We start from the raw sequence: 15,114 nt of genomic DNA on the forward strand, positions 1-15,114 counted from the left end.
CTGTTACCGCTTCAATCGTCGCTTCGACTTGGCCGCCCTGGTGCCGCGGCTCATCGTCGCTGCCGCGCGGACGCCGCCGCTGAGTTATCGGCTCGCAACGTTGGATGCGTGATGTGGGGAATCAGGACGCTATATGGAACGATGCATCGAAGATGTTGCTGCCAACACGCGTGAAGAAGCGGTGTTGCCTGTACGCGTGAACAAAGACGACTTTTTAGCGCCGGTCGGTTTCAGTCTGTACTTTCTGGCTGCTCGTGCATCAGCGAGATCACTGCTTTTGCCCGGAGAGCTTGGGACGGCACATGGATGCGATCCACCCATTGCACATGCCGGCCATGTCAGATCCCCGTGAGCACGCGGTGATTGAATAACTGGGTTTTTATTGACAGTTCGTCCACTGGGGGACTGTTACCGTGGATTGTTCGCGCGTAGGCCTGAAATTCCGCACGAAGATTTATCTATTACGAACCTTGCCTAGGGCTCGTCGCATCTAACGACGAGGACGCCGTCATGTCTCTTTCACTGCTGTTGATCATTGTGCTCATTTTGCTGTTGATCGGCGCGCTCCCGACGTGGGGTTATAGCCGTTCATGGGGTTACCGCCCGACCGGCGGCCTCGGCCTCATTCTCGTTATCATCATCGTACTGCTGGTGTTCCATATTATTTGAAGCGCACATCGATGCCTCGGAAGCGTAGTCGCTGGATCGCGTTCCTTTTCTTTCTCGCTTCTGTTGTCGTCATGCTTGGGATAGGTGTCTGCCCGAGTACCACGCACCAGGGAGTGCAGCCACCCCGCAGCGGTTCGCCAGGGAACACGTCCGTATCGCCGTCATAGCAACCGCGTCGCTTCCGTGGAAGCCCGCAATGCCAGCACCCTTTCACTGGGTGGAGGGGTGCTGGCATTGCAGCGGACGCACACCCAGCCTTGACCTTGCCGGTGTCCTTCTGGGTACCGACCTAAGGAGTCCGACAATGTCCAGCCCGATGTCAGCTTCGCCGCTGCACCACGATTCCTCGTTAGAAAAGCTCGAAGACGGCGATACCCAGACCATCGACGCACTGCTCGAAGTCCTGCGGACGATCAACGAGACGACCTTTTCGCGGAGCGCGGTGGCGAGTGGGAGGCCGCGCGTGCCGCTGTGCACCGACCTGACCAGCATGCCGATCGAGGATGCCTCGGTGGAATGGTCGCAGGACAGGAGACCCTACATCGCCGTGGCAAGAATCATTGTTGCAGAGCAATCCGCGTGGTCCGAAGTGTGCTCGGCAGCGAGCGATGGCGGCATGGCGTTCAGTCCGCGGCATGCACGGTGTGGGAACCAGCCGCTGGGAACCCTCGCGCGCGCCCGCAAGGCGGCCTACGAGGTGAAATCAAAGGGTCAGTTTTTTACATCGTTTGCCCAGACGAATCGCTGCCACTGCGAAGGGTGTAAAGTACCTGGGTCCGTGCATTGCGGAACCTCACGAATCACCGATGCAAGCTGAAGTGCAAGGGGTCCAGCCGATGTTTGCGCGCCTCGCCGCCGAGAGCGCCGATGCCGCTCGGATCGCGGAAATAGCCGTCTCGATCTGGGACGACGTGGGAGAGGCCTTGGCGCCGATCATTGGCCAGTCCGGCGTCGGCGCGCTGTTCAGGCGCAGTATTTATCTCACCCGCATCGCGCACCCCTGCCTGCAGGTCGTCGACGAGCGCGCGTTAGCATCCGGCGGCCTGGCGGTGTTACAGACGGTGTTGGCGCAACAGGACAGCACCGAAGCGGCCGCAGTAAATGCCGCGCTGCTGCAGAACTTCCAAGAAGTACTGATCACCCTGATTGGCGCATCGCTCACCTCGCGACTGCTGCGTCCCGTATGGGAAATCACCTCGAGCGGCGATGCCGCGCAGGAAAAAATACTATGACCACTGCCAAAGCCACCATTAACCGGCTGCGCACGGGCGTGCCCGGACTGGACGAGGTGCTTGGCGGTGGGCTGCCCGAGTTCTCGTTCAATGTCATTGCCGGACCGCCCGGTTGCGGGAAGACCACTCTCGCGCACCAGATGATGTTTGCGCTGGCCACGCCAACACGTCCGGCACTGTACTTCACCGTGCTGGGCGAGCCGCCGCTGAAGATGCTGCGTTACCAGCAGCAGTTCGACTTTTTCGACAATGAGAAGGTCAATCACGCGATCCACTTCATCAACCTCGCCGAGGACACCGCCACGGGCGACCTGGCCCGGGTACTGGCGCGGATCGTCGCCGAGGTCGAGGCGCGCGGGCCCGGCCTGGTGTTCGTCGATTCGTTCCGCTCGGTGATCCTGGCCGGGCAGGGCGAGGGCAGCGGCTTCATCAGCCTGCAGCAGTTCGTGCAGCAGCTGGGCATGCTGATGACCAGCTGGCAAGCGAGCACCTTTCTCATCGGCGAGTACTTCAGCGACAGCGATCCCAGCCCGGTGTTCACCGTGGCCGACGGACTGATCTGGTTGCGCCAGAGCGTTCAGCGCAATTCGATGGTGCGCAAGCTCGACATCGTAAAGATGCGCGGCCAGCCCACGCTGCCCGGCTTGCATACGTTCCGCATCAGTGCGGCCGGCCTGCAGGTGTTTGCGCCACTGCCGGCGGTCGATGCATCGGCGAATATTTCGAATCCGTCGATCACCGAGCGGTTGTCCCTGGGCGTGCCCGGACTCGATGCGATGATGGGTGGTGGCTTGCCGCGCGGCTACTCACTACTGGTGGCTGGACCTTCCGGCTCGGGCAAAAGCATCCTGGCGGCGGCGTTTCTGGCCGAGGGTGCCAACCGGGGCGAGACCGGCGTGATTGCCGCCTTCGAGCAGCGTGCCACGCGATCGCGTGGCCAGCACCTGGCCAAATTGATCGAAGGCGGTCGTATCGGCGTGATCGACACCAGCGCTCCCGGCCTGTCGGTGGATGAGGTCGCCGTAGTGCTCGTCGCCGAGGTAAAGCGGCTCAACGCCAGCCGCGTGGTGATTGACTCGCTGTCGGGTTTTGAACTTTCGCTGGCGCCCACTTTCCGTGAGGACTTCCGCGAAGCACTGGCGCGGATGGTGTCAGCGTTGGCCGGCACGGGAGTCACCGTGCTTATGACCTCGGAGCTGGAGGACCGCTACACTGAACTGCGCTTCAGCCCCTACGGCACGGCCTTCCTCACCGACGCCATCATCGTGCAGCGCTACATCGAGGTGGAAAGCCGGCTGCAGCGCATGATGGCGGTGCTCAAGATCCGCGCGAGCATCCACTCGACCGAACTGCGCTTGTTCCACATCGATGACGACGGCATCAAGATCGACCAGATGCTGACTAACTATGAAGGCCTGCTGGGTAGCAGTCCCACGCGTAGCCAGCTTGGACTCCAACAGCGAAGCGATTCCGACGATGGTTGATCGCCGCGCCAGTGCGTCGCCATGACCGACCAGCCCAACCCTACCGAGGCTGCCGCGAAGCGCGCGCTGTTGCTGCTTGAAAAGGAGGCAGGACGCCTGCGTCATGAACTGACGGAACTGCGGCGAAAGCTCTCTCACGCGCGGCGTCATCTCAATGAGAGCCATGCGACCCAGTTGCAGGAGGCCAACCGGGAATTGGTGCTGGCTGCAATGCATGCTGACGACATCGCCGCCTCGGCCGTTGCCGATCTGGCTACCTTGACCATGGCCTTCCAGCGCGATGTGGTAACCGGTACGCTCAACCGTGCTTTCATGCTGGACCGGCTGGAGCGTGCCCTGCTGATGGCCCGACGCGACGAGCGGCACCTGGCGCTGGTGTTTGTTGATCTCGACCATTTCAAGCCTATCAACGACAGCCTAGGGCATGCTGGCGGTGACGAGGTGCTGCAAATCGCGGCCCACGCGTTGCAATCGGTGCTGCGTGAATCAGATACCGTGTGCCGTTATGGTGGCGATGAGTTTCTGGTGCTGCTGCCGGAGATCTCGGCCCCCGCCGATGCAGGTCGGATCGCCGCCGACATGCTGACGGCGCTCAGCGTGCCTGTCAGCGTGGGCGGCCGGATATTGAAGCTTTCGGCCAGTCTGGGCATCAGCATCTACCCGGAGGATGGTGAGGACGCAGTTACCCTTATCAATCGCGCCGATGCCGCCATGTACCGGCACAAGCGCGCCGGGTTCGGCGATTTCAAGCGCCGCCGGGAGGCCTGGTCCCAGGAGCAAAGTCCGACGCCGCAGGATCTGCGCGAGGTCAACACGCAACTGGTGCTGTCCGCATTGAAAGCGCAAGAATCCGAGGCGCATGCGACCGAGGCGCACCATCAGCAGTTGAAGCACATGGCGATCGTGGCACATGAATTGCGCAATCCGCTAACTCCGCTGCGCATCGCCGCCGACCTACTGACCAACTGTGGCAACGCCGGCGAAATTCCGATCGAGCGGCTTCAGGTGATCATCGATGACCAGGTCAGCTACATGACCCGATTGATCGATGACCTGCTCGACGGCTCGCGCCTGAGTGCCGGCAAGTTGCGAATCGAGTGCACTGACATCGATTTGCGCGATGTCCTCAACCAGGTAGAGGCTTCCTGTCGGCCGGGCATGGAGTTTCGCCAGCAGTATTTCAGCATGCGCGTAGGGTCCGAGCCGATTCGCATGGTCGGTGATCCGGTGCGACTGGCGCAGGTCTTCAGCAACCTGCTGGACAACGCCTGCAAATACACGCCGGAGAAAGGCGAGATAGCACTTGAGCTGCTGTTGCTGAACAACAGCGCCGTGATCACCGTGCGCGATAACGGTATCGGTATTTCTGCTGAGGTTCTGCCGACGATATTCGACCTGTTTGTGCAGGATGCCCGTGCGCTGCCGCACTCCAACGGAGGACTGGGGATTGGCCTTGCAGTGGTGCGTGATCTGGTGCAGGCGCACGGTGGCAGCGTGGTTGTCCACAGCGCCGGCCGGGGTTGCGGCAGCGACTTCATAGTGACACTGCCGCTTGCCGGGCCAGATGCGACCTGACGATGCTCTGATCAGTCAAGTCGTAAACAGCCGTCCAGGTGCCTGTGCGAAAACCTCGTCAAACTACCTGAAGTGATGCTCTGCCGGACTTTCCGACGGGCCCATCGAAATCTACTCGTATGAACTGTCTGTTGCGCCTCGCAGACGCAGCTGCCCGTGGTTGCAAGCGAGGTTCGCCGCAGGAAATCCCAGGTCGGATGGCACCATCGCCGGCGCAGGATGGCTGTCGATTTCGTAGATTCTTTCGTGGGAGCTGCGCATCGTTGCGCATTCCATGTCTGACCAGCGGCACTCCTGGCCGACAAGAGGAATTTCGAAGGAAGCACGTTATGGTCGGCGAGGTTGATCTGAGGAGAGCTTCGCAACACCAGCACGATGTTCCAGCTTGTTGGACTCCTGTCCAAACAGGCCAAGAAGCCGCGTTATCCAAGGCAATCCCGAAGAATGCTTGGCGCTGACGCGATCATCACTCCCCAAGTGAGACAACTGACATCGGCCGGCGAAGGTAGCCTCTCTACCTCGTCAAGGACTGAGGACGCCGGCCGTTTGCATGACTCATGTTTTTTTGCATCCACCGCCTCCCCCATGGGCGGTTTTTTTTGCGTTGGACGTCACTGTGGATCCAGGAAATTGGCGTCACCCGCAGCACTACAAGTGCGATTCCATTCGAGAGGCATCTGCCTCGGTACCTTGCGTATCGCTCATTTAGCAAATGGTAGACAACCCTCCACCCTTGCGCTTCACGGGTTCGAGACGAATGACGGACTATAGGTCTGACATCGCACGTTCGCGAGATGAGAGGCAGGATCGAATCATGGACAAGAACAGAACTGAAGGTACGAAGCACGAAATCAAAGGCGCGATCAAGGAGGTGGTTGGCAAAGTCACGGGTAACAAGGCCAAGGAAGCCGCTGGTAGTGTCGAAAAGAACATTGGCGCGATGCAGAAGGACGTGGGAAAAGCGATGGATCACGCGCGTGGCGAGAGCAAAAAGCACTGATCGCGTTTTGCACTCGATATGAAGGTCGATCACACTTTGATCGGCCTTCATGTTCCTATGGCCCTTCAATCGGCTCGTCGTGCCGAGCGCGCTGGATGGTATTGGCGAGGATGATAGACGCGACGAGCGTGTGACCGGCGGCGGATATACCTCCGCGCAACCGACCAATCCGGATCTTGGCAATACGGTACCGGTTATTGTCGTCGTTGAAGGACCGGCTGCGAACCTCGCAGCATCGCACCGGCCTGTCATTTAAAGACCTCGATCGCTGAATAAGGAGGAATCATGAAACGCATCTTGATCGGAGTCGCCTTGACGTTTGCGATTGCACTGGTCGGCGCGTACCTGCTGATCCAAAGTGGGCTTGTGCCAGCCAATGCCGATGCGCAACCAGGCCGACTGGAAACATGGATGGCGAGTACGTCGTTGAATGCCACGTTGCTTCGCAACGCTCCCAAAGGCCCCAACCCGGTCGCGCTGACGGACCAGAATCTCCTCGATGGCGTCAAGCTGTTCGCTCAGAATTGTGCGGTTTGCCATGGTTCAGCGCAGGGCGCGGCATCGCCATCGCCGCTAGCGAAAGGTCTTTATCAAAAGCCGCCACAATTCGCGACCGATGGCGTGGAGGATGATCCCGAGGGCGTCTCTTTCTGGAAGATCAAGCACGGGATCCGTCTGACAGGTATGCCATCGTTCGGTTACTCACTCAGAGACCAGCAGATATGGACGATTGCTCTATTTCTGAAGCATATGGACAAGCTGCCGCCCGATGCAGAACAGACGTGGCAGCAAGTCCGGAATTGGCCGCTAGACACTCTACCTAACGCCGCGCCAATGCCAGAGCAGCCAGCACAGTCAAAGCAATAGGCCAGTGCGTTTACGCTCGCTCTGGAATAGCCCACTTGCTCCACTTCGGTTGCCGCTGAGCAAGCCCGTAGTCCATGGTCGGTTTTTTTGAAGCATGGCACGTGGTCGTTTTGGATGCATTGAAGTTGGTGGGTTTGCGCCGGCAACGGATGGCAACCTCGTTAGGCCTCAGTCCCTCAATCTTCAAGCGGAAGAAGCAAATGCCCACAGCCGAAACACTTGAGCGATTCATCGCGCGTGTTGAAGAGAACGCTCACGCGGAAGCTTGCGAGGAGTTCTACACCGCAAACTCTACGATGCAGGAGAACCAGTCGCCTCCGAGGATCGGACGAGATGCGCATGTGACCAACGAACACAAGGTCATGGCTCGGGCAAAGTCAGTCTGGTCGAAGTGTGTACGTCCTGTCTTCGTCAACGGAGACAACGTGGTCATTCGCTGGATTTTCCACTTCGATTGGGCCGACGGCACGGTCACACACATGGAAGAACTCGCGTACCAGCGCTGGGACGGTGAACGCATCGCGGAAGAGACGTTCTTCTATGATCCAGCCCAACGTATTCCCGGGAAGATCTAGGCTTGCTCCCTACGATCGCATGGGGCGTGACGGCGAGGATGGGGCGCCGCGAACGGACTACAGCTCAAGTCGTAGTCGTGCCAGGAGCCTAACCCGTGCGGCCATGGCGGCTTTCTTCCTATGAAACTCGCTCAGCGACTGCCCGGAAGTGGCCGAAGTCGGCCGGTCGACTCCCGCTGCTTGCGAGCCTGGCCAGTTCCACTGACGGTGGTGGTCGGGCTCGATGTCGGAAATGGGCAACGCGATGACGATGATGGCCGCCTGGCCCCCAGCCGAGCGCAGTTTCACTGACGAAGCTGGTCAGCTTCTGTGGAATCGGGGTCAGTTATACGTATCTCGGAAGTGAACCTGGCACCGCGGCTGGACCGAGGCCGCCCGTTGTCGAACCAAGTGGCCCTTTTCTTGCCGTCCCCGTCCCAGCGCCAAGATGATCTCGTACAGGGCGAGCGGAGACGGGGATGTGGGAGCGGGTGGTCGGCTACGGGGCGCTGCTGGCAGCGGGAACGCTCGCCCTGCAGTGGCTCGACTACCAACGGCTGGCGTGGATGCATTCGGGCGACATCTACCTGTTCCTGGTCGCGGCCGCCTTCCTGGTGCTCGGCATCGTCCTCGGCGTGCGGGTGTTCGCCGCGCCGGCGCCGGCCGCCTTTGATGGCAATCCGAAGGCGCAGGCGGAACTGGGCCTGAGCGGGCGGGAGTTGGAGGTGCTGCACGAACTGGCAGCCGGCCAGACCAACAAGGAGATCGCGGCGCACCTCCACGTTTCGCCGAACACGGTCAAGACGCGCGTGGCGCGAGTGTTCGGGAAGCTGGGCGCGAAGCGGCGCACCGAGGCGATCCGCCGGGCGCGCGAGCTGGGGATCGTGCCCTGAGAGCGGATTATTCGGGGTGAACACGCCGAAATCACCCGTTCGGGCGATTGCCGGATGGGGCAGGATCGCGGTCAATGCCGGCTCAATCCACCGCTCGAGGAGTCACACCATGTTGCGCACCATCCTGAAATACGGCGTGATCGCCGGCCTGGTCGTCGGCGGTTTCGAGATCGTCACCTTCGTCGCGTTCTCCGGGATGCCGCCGATGAAATACGGCATGGTGATCGGTTACACGACCATGCTGATCGCACTGAGCGCGGTGTTCGTGGGGATCAAGCGGCACCGCGACGTGGATCGGGGCGGGGTGATCGGGTTCTGGCCGGCGCTCGGGGTCGGGCTGGGCGTCAGCTTCATCGCCGGGATCTTCTACGTGATCGCGTGGGAAGCAGTGCAGGCGATGACGCACATGAATTTTGCCACCTCCTATGCGAACGCGATCATCGCGAGCGAGAAGGCGAAGGGCGCGAGCGCCGATGCGCTGGCGAAGCTGACTGCCGACATGGCGGCGTTCAAGGTCAAGTATGCGAATCCGATGTACCGCCTGCCGATGGCGTTCGCGGAGATCTTCCCGGTCGGCGTGCTGGTGTCGCTGGTCTCGGCGGGACTGCTGCGAAACAGCCGCTTCTTGCCCGCGCGGCGGGCTTGACGCGTTTACGACCGCAGGTGAGGTGGGTGGCGTGCTGCGTGAGTTTCAAAAAATGCAGTTTTTATCCGCGACCCCAAAGCAGCCACCAACTTCAGGGAACGTCTGAACAAGCTTCTGCTCGTCGCCGAGATTGTGGGAGCGACTTCAGTCGCGATGGCCGCGGCAGCGGCCTGCAGCATCCCGGCGTTGCAGCGGCTCGATGCACAATCAGGCGGCGCAGCGCACTGCTACGCGATCGCGACTGAAGTCGCTCCCACAGGAGGCGCCCTTCTCCAGACCGCAGTGGACTTATTCAGACCATCCTTAGAAAAGGGAAAAGGAGACTGCGCCATCAAGGTGCCGACAAAGCGACTTTCAATGCCCTGACCATGGCCGCCTTGCCCCTCTTAGGTCCCGCTTGCCACATAGACAATGTCCGTCGCCGCAGGCGCGGCTACACTCGATCACCATGAACGCGTTATCTCGCCCACTGCCGGCAGGTGTCCACACCGACTACAGCGCGACGTTTCCTCAAAAGACCTTGGCCACGTTGTGGGTGTTGTGGGCAGCATTCTGGCTGCTCATGATCGGTGTTTCCTTCGAGGATCAGTTTCGTGATCCGCTCACGCGGTGGTGGGAGCCCGTCCTGTCGGAGGGGAGTTCGGCTCTGGTCTCGACAGGATGGATGTGGCTTGCCGTCCGGGTTCGCGGGCGCCATGCGCGGTATCTGGACAAGCTCTTGATCTGGTTCGGTAGCTACCTGCGCTGGTTGCCATTGGTCTTCATCACCTGGATTACGGCGGTTTACACGATACGACATGGCGTCTACGCCGCTGTGGGTCGCACCTACGAGCACCCAGGCTGGGGTTTCGTCGTTGTGTATGAGAGCCTCAAGCTGACGTATTTCGCGGGACTGTGGCTCGGGATCCTGTTTGGTATCGATTCCTATGGGCAGTGGCAACTCCAGTGGCGCCGTTTGTTGCAAACGCAGAAAGCGCTGGCCGAAGCGCAGCTTGCACAGCTTCAAGGCCAACTGCGGCCGCATTTCCTGTTCAACGCACTCAACACTGTCTCAGCCCTGATGCATACGGACGTGGCGCGAGCCGACCGTTTGGTGGCGGCGCTTGGAGATCTGCTGCGTATCAGCCTTCGGTCCAATGAGCATGAGATGACGCCGCTCGCTGAAGAACTGCGCACGCTCGAGCTGTATGCGAACATCATGCTTGAGCGGTTCCGGGATCGCGTGACGCTGGACTGGCAGATCGATCAGGCTCTGCTCGACATCCCCGTTCCGGCGCTATTGCTGCAGCCCTTGCTTGAGAATGCGTTCAAGCACGGCGTCGAGCCTACGGCGGCGCACGTGTTCATGATTGTCAGTGTCCGGCGCGAAAGTGGCTCACTGGAAATCGTCATTGGCAACTCGGGCTCCATGCTCGCGTCGCAGCACCGTGACGGAGTGGGATTTCGCAACTGCCGGGAGCGGCTCGGCATCATCTATGGCCATACGGCATCCCTGCTGGTCCGCAACGAGGGCGACGGCGTTGCCGCGCGCGTCTTGATACCGCTGATGGACACCATTCAATGATCCGCGCCGTGATCGCCGACGACGAGGCACCGGCCCGCGAGAAGCTCGAACGCTGGGTGGCCGAACAACCGGATATGACCGCGGTCGGATCGGCCGAGGACGGATTGTCCGCGGCGCAGTGCATCGAACGGCTCCGCCCGGACGTGGCCTTTCTCGATGTCCAGATGCCGACCTTGTCGGGACTCCAGGTCGCAGCGCAGCTCGAGCCAGCGAGCGCGCCGCTGATCGTGTTCGTGACCGCCTTTGACGAGCATGCGGTGAAGGCGTTCGATCTCAATGCGGTCGACTATCTGCTCAAGCCTTACGACCTGGATCGCTTCACGCGTACCGTGCAGCGCGTCCGGGAACGGCTGCATGCCCATGAGTCCGGCGCGATAGCGGTAGCGATTGGACGAGCACGGACGCCTTCTTGCGAGCGCTTGCTCGTGCCGGACGGCGAACGGTTGCAACTGATCGATGCGGCATCCGTCGAATGGCTCCAAGCCGACGACAACTACGTCCGCGTGCATACTGCTTCGCGCACGTACCTGCTACGCAGGACACTGCAGGACCTGCTGTCTCAGCTGGGGGAGCAGCGCTTCGTGCGGATCCACAAGTCGACAGCGGTGAACCTCGGTTCTATCGGATCGCTCACTCCCCTCTTCAAGGGCGACTACGAAATCCATCTACACAACGGCCGCGTTCTCCGGCTCAGTCGACGGTATCGCGAAGCGATATTCGCTCGCATGGGGCAGTAGTTCCTACTCACCACACCGACGTCTCCACTCACCCCAAATCTGCTGTCGGCTGGTTGCCTGCGGATCAAGCTCCTGCTTGTGTGAATGAATGGGGAAAGGAATGTTCGGCTACTACTTTGACCTTGCCATGCGCAGCCTCCGGCGCAACAAGGCGCTCACAACACTGATAGTGCTGGCGATCGCGCTGGGCATAGGTGCCAGCATGACCACGCTGACCGTACTGCATGTGCTATCGGGCGATCCGTTGCCGGACAGAAGCAGCATGTTGTATGCGCCGCAGATCGATCCGCGCGACATGGGTGATTACCAACCCCAGGGCGAGCCGCTAGATCAGGTCACCTGGATCGACGGCACGAACCTGTTGCAGGCGAAGCGGGCAGATCGCCAGGCGCTGATGACAGGCGTTTCGGTGGCCATCCAGCCGGCACAGTCCGCGCTTGATCCATTTTACGAGACCGCGCGCTACACCACGGCCGATTTCTTTCCCATGTTCGGCGTGCCGTTCCGGTACGGCCATGCCTGGGGCGCGCCCGAGGACGCGGCCAGGGCAGCCGTGGTCGTGATCAGCAGCAAGCTGAATGACAAGCTGTTCGGTGGTTGCGACAGCAGTGGACGCATGCTGCGCGTGGAGGGTCATGCGCTGCGTATCATCGGCGTGCTGGGCGACTGGCGGCCGAATCCTCACTTCTATGACCTCCACGTGAAGAGCTACGGCAGGGACGAAGGCGTCTACCTGCCGTTGTCCACCTCGCAGGATCTGCATCTGGCGCATCTCGGCGGCGCCGACTGTTGGGGCAATGGCGGTGCCGACGCCACTCCCACAGCGCCTTGCGTGTGGTTGCAGTTCTGGGTGCAGCTGGACACGCCGACCCAGGCCGCCGCGTACCGGCAGTTTTTGATCCATTACTCGCAGGAGCAAAAGTCGCTGGGCCGCTTTCTGCGTCCGCCCAACGTACGCCTGCGCAATCTGATGCAGTGGTTGGGCTACGAGCAGGTCGTGCCCGGCGATGTGCGGTTGCAGACCTGGCTGGCGCTGGGCTTCCTGCTTGTGTGTCTGGTCAATACGATAGGCCTGATGCTGGCCAAGTTCCTGCGCCGCTCCGCCGAACTGGGTGTGCGCCGTGCACTAGGCACATCGCGGCGTGCGCTGTTCATGCAGTTGCTGGTGGAGTCCGGCGTGATCGGGCTTGCGGGTGGCCTTGGCGGCCTGCTCCTGGCGTACCTCGGGCTGTGGCTGGTGCGACGACAGCCGGCGGATTACGCGCCGCTGGCGCATCTGGATGGCGCGATGCTGGTGATGACGCTCGTGCTGGCGGTGGTTGCCAGTCTGCTGGCAGGCGCGCTGCCGGCCTGGCGCGCCAGCCACATCACTCCCGGCCTGCAACTGAAGAGCCATTGACATGGATATCCGACCGATTCTCGCCACCCTGCGCCGGCACAAGATCACCGCATCGCTGTTGATCCTGCAGATTGCGCTGACCTGCGCCATCGTGTGCAACGCGGTGTTTCTGATCCATCAACGCCTGCAGCAGATGGACATTCCCAGCGGCATCGCCGAGCACGAGCTGCTGCAGATCAAGTTTGCGTACATCGGCGATCGACCGGATGCCTACGCGCAAGCGCAAACCGATCTGACGACATTGCGGCAGGTCGCCGGGGCGCAGGCGGTGGCCCTGGCAAACCAGCTACCGCTCAGTGGTTACGACATGTCTACCAGCGGCCTCAAGCTGCGCCCTCATCAGCGGCAGAACTCGCTCGAGGCGGCGAGCTACTACGGCCAGAACCTGCTGGCGACGCTGGGTGTACGGCTGATTTCGGGGCGCGATTTTCAGCCCGATGAGCTGCTCGATCTGAAAGCCGTAATGCCTGCGCTGCACAGCGGCGATATGAAAAATCTGCCGCACAGCGTGATCGTCGCCCAGGCGGTCGCCGAGCGCCTGTGGCCAGGCCAGAGTGCGCTGGGGAAGACGATCTACGTTGGCGACGACATACCGTTGCAGGTGGTCGGCGTGAGCGCACCACTGGCACGGCCGGACAATTTGCAGATGGGTGCCCAGTACAGCGTCGTGTTTCCGATACGCCTGACCGCGACGGAGGGCGGAAGCTACGTGATCCGCACCGCCCCGGGGGATCGCGAGCAGGTGCTGAAAACCGCTATGGCTGCGCTCAAGCGCCTCGATCCCAGTCGCATCGTGCTGGAGCAGCGCACCTATGACGAACTACGCCATGAGTATTTCCAGGGCGACCGGGCCATGGCCGGCATGCTGGTTGGAGTTATCGCGGCGCTGCTGATCGTCACCGCGCTGGGTATTGCCGGACTGGCCAGCTTCTGGGTGGGGCAGCGCCGCCGTACCATCGGCGTGCGCCGCGCACTCGGTGCCACCCGCGGCAACATCCTGCATTACTTCCAGACCGAGAACTTCCTGCTGGCCACGATCGGCATCGCGCTCGGCATAGTGCTGGCCTACGGCATCAACCTGCTCCTGATGCTGCATTATGAATTGCCGCGACTGCCGGCGATCTATTTCCCGATCGGCGCGATCGCGCTGTGGTTGATCGGCCAGCTCGCCGTGCTGGGGCCGGCGCTGCGCGCCGCCGCCGTGCCGCCGGTCGTGGCGACGAGGAGCGTTTGATATGCCGTTGGCATGAGCTTTCGACGTCCGCTACCCGGCGACCCGACAGAGGTGACGACCGCCCGGTCCTGGCCGTGCGCCGCCTTGCGGCCTCGATGACGGTCGACGAGCACGCACGCTCAGTGTGCAGCGACGCCCAGCGTCTTGCGGAAGAACGCCAGTGCGTCGGCGTTGATCTTCCGGTGCGCCGTGACGCGATCGACGCCCGGCGGATCCTTGCAAATGTCCGGTGCGACCCTGCTGAGTTGGGACGAGCAGGGCGAGAGAAACACGTAATGCCCCGCCTTGGGAATCCTCTCGATGCCGGCGAGCGTCTTGATCAGGGGAGCGATGTGCAGAACGTTTTCCTGTGGCAGCAGCACTCGATCGTCCTGACCGTAATAGAGAAACACCGGGCGATCGACGCGGGAAAGACTGACCTTGTCGAAAACCAGGCTCAGCGGCGCCATGACGAAGGCGGCTTTCACGCGTGGATCATCGGGCTTGCCCCAGCGGTCGACGCTTGCCTGCAGTGCGGCGAGGGCCGCTGTCGCGGTCCCTTCGGATTGGAGCTTCTGCAGCAGCCCGCAGTCCGGGTCTTGGGGATGTCGTTTGCAATAGCCTGTGAAGAGATTGAAATGTGGTACCGCACCGACAACCACCAGCGCCGCGTAGCCGCCGGCGGAAAAGCCGGCGACGCCGATCCGGTTCGGATCGATCAGCGTCTTCCAGCGCGGATCGTTCAACAGCTCGTTGATGGCCGCCTTCACCTGGATCGGCCGGCCGTCCAGTACGGCGGCGGTGCCGACGCCGCTCGTGTCGTGGAAATTGTCCTTGGGGTGTTCCAGCGTCGCCACCATGAAGCCGTGGCTCGCCAGGTAAACCGCGAGATCGTGATGGCCGAGGTCCGACCCGCCGTGGCCGTGCGAGATCACCACCAGCGGCTTGGCGCCGGGGATCGGCGGTGCGTCGGCTGTGGCATGCAATTCGTAAGGTCCGTGCCAGGTGATCTTCGAAGCTTGCGCGGACGGATAGAACACGTAGCCGGGCGTCGTGCCTGCGTTGACGGGGTCGTGAATCGCGATCGCCTGGAATCCAACCCCGGTCGCGGCCTGGGCGATGGCGGCGACCGGTGCGAGGAGCAGCAGCGAAACGAGCACGCGACTCGCCAAGGCACGGCGTGAACGAATATTCATGCGGTCTACCTGCCACGAAAGGAAACGGAATTGCATGGCGACTTGACACGTGGCGCGTTATCGCGATGTGCTCCGGCAACGACAC

The 15,114-nt window shown here is 61.6% G+C and carries 15 protein-coding genes and 1 pseudogene; 15 read left to right on the plus strand and 1 reads right to left on the minus strand.

Annotated elements, in window-relative coordinates:
* The 15 genes and pseudogenes from ACFPPB_RS14825 to ACFPPB_RS14895 all read left to right on the plus strand — a co-directional run.
* Positions 1 to 112, plus strand: a pseudogene (locus tag ACFPPB_RS14825) (IS1595 family transposase); the annotation flags it as partial.
* 398 nt (positions 113 to 510) lie between these two features.
* Positions 511 to 669 carry a DUF3309 family protein gene (locus tag ACFPPB_RS14830; RefSeq protein ID WP_377328434.1) on the plus strand — a complete coding sequence of 53 codons (159 nt, stop codon included), beginning with the start codon at positions 511 to 513 and terminating at the stop codon, positions 667 to 669.
* A 304-nt stretch (positions 670 to 973) separates the two neighbouring features.
* Positions 974 to 1,486 (plus strand): catalase family protein, encoded by a 513-nt coding sequence (locus tag ACFPPB_RS14835; protein WP_377328436.1) that lies wholly within the window; start codon positions 974 to 976, stop codon positions 1,484 to 1,486.
* On the plus strand, positions 1,476 to 1,901 hold the full coding sequence (locus ACFPPB_RS14840) for a hypothetical protein (protein WP_377328438.1): 426 nt from the start codon (positions 1,476 to 1,478) through the stop codon (positions 1,899 to 1,901). The genes ACFPPB_RS14835 and ACFPPB_RS14840 overlap by 11 nt, the downstream gene beginning before the upstream one ends.
* Positions 1,898 to 3,385 (plus strand): RAD55 family ATPase, encoded by a 1,488-nt coding sequence (locus ACFPPB_RS14845; protein ID WP_377328440.1) that lies wholly within the window; start codon positions 1,898 to 1,900, stop codon positions 3,383 to 3,385. The genes ACFPPB_RS14840 and ACFPPB_RS14845 overlap by 4 nt, the downstream gene beginning before the upstream one ends.
* Positions 3,386 to 3,406: 21 nt before the next feature.
* The gene (locus tag ACFPPB_RS14850) at positions 3,407 to 4,960 is read left to right on the plus strand and encodes a diguanylate cyclase domain-containing protein (RefSeq protein WP_377328442.1); all 1,554 of its coding nucleotides are present in this window, start codon (positions 3,407 to 3,409) and stop codon (positions 4,958 to 4,960) included.
* 814 nt (positions 4,961 to 5,774) lie between these two features.
* Positions 5,775 to 5,960, plus strand: coding sequence for a CsbD family protein (locus tag ACFPPB_RS14855; RefSeq protein ID WP_377328444.1), 186 nt, complete (start codon positions 5,775 to 5,777; stop codon positions 5,958 to 5,960).
* A gap of 285 nt (positions 5,961 to 6,245) precedes the next feature.
* Positions 6,246 to 6,827 carry a c-type cytochrome gene (locus ACFPPB_RS14860; RefSeq protein ID WP_377328446.1) on the plus strand — a complete coding sequence of 194 codons (582 nt, stop codon included), beginning with the start codon at positions 6,246 to 6,248 and terminating at the stop codon, positions 6,825 to 6,827.
* Positions 6,828 to 6,901: 74 nt separating this feature from the next.
* Positions 6,902 to 7,402: a nuclear transport factor 2-like protein gene (locus ACFPPB_RS14865; protein ID WP_377328448.1), complete on the plus strand. Its 501-nt coding sequence runs from the start codon at positions 6,902 to 6,904 to the stop codon at positions 7,400 to 7,402.
* Between the two features lie 458 nt (positions 7,403 to 7,860).
* Complete coding sequence (locus ACFPPB_RS14870; RefSeq protein WP_377328450.1) at positions 7,861 to 8,274, plus strand: response regulator transcription factor; 414 nt, start codon at positions 7,861 to 7,863, stop codon at positions 8,272 to 8,274.
* 136 nt (positions 8,275 to 8,410) lie between these two features.
* A complete protein-coding gene (locus tag ACFPPB_RS14875; RefSeq protein ID WP_377328452.1) occupies positions 8,411 to 8,920 on the plus strand; it encodes a DUF4199 domain-containing protein in 510 nt (169 codons plus the stop codon).
* A 448-nt stretch (positions 8,921 to 9,368) separates the two neighbouring features.
* On the plus strand, positions 9,369 to 10,484 hold the full coding sequence (locus ACFPPB_RS14880) for a sensor histidine kinase (protein WP_377328454.1): 1,116 nt from the start codon (positions 9,369 to 9,371) through the stop codon (positions 10,482 to 10,484).
* Positions 10,481 to 11,221, plus strand: coding sequence for a LytR/AlgR family response regulator transcription factor (locus ACFPPB_RS14885; protein WP_377328456.1), 741 nt, complete (start codon positions 10,481 to 10,483; stop codon positions 11,219 to 11,221). Before ACFPPB_RS14880 ends, ACFPPB_RS14885 begins: the two co-directional genes overlap by 4 nt.
* Before the next feature lie 100 nt (positions 11,222 to 11,321).
* Positions 11,322 to 12,620 carry an ABC transporter permease gene (locus ACFPPB_RS14890; protein WP_377328458.1) on the plus strand — a complete coding sequence of 433 codons (1,299 nt, stop codon included), beginning with the start codon at positions 11,322 to 11,324 and terminating at the stop codon, positions 12,618 to 12,620.
* Position 12,621: 1 nt separating this feature from the next.
* A complete protein-coding gene (locus ACFPPB_RS14895; protein WP_377328460.1) occupies positions 12,622 to 13,854 on the plus strand; it encodes an ABC transporter permease in 1,233 nt (410 codons plus the stop codon).
* Between the two features lie 119 nt (positions 13,855 to 13,973).
* Here the strand turns inward: ACFPPB_RS14895 and ACFPPB_RS14900 are convergent, their stop codons facing one another.
* On the minus strand, positions 13,974 to 15,065 hold the full coding sequence (locus ACFPPB_RS14900; RefSeq protein WP_377328462.1) for an alpha/beta hydrolase family protein: 1,092 nt from the start codon (positions 15,063 to 15,065) through the stop codon (positions 13,974 to 13,976).
* Positions 15,066 to 15,114: the final 49 nt, after the last annotated feature.

The organism is Rhodanobacter terrae, from assembly GCF_042657005.1.
Lineage (GTDB): Bacteria > Pseudomonadota > Gammaproteobacteria > Xanthomonadales > Rhodanobacteraceae > Rhodanobacter > Rhodanobacter terrae.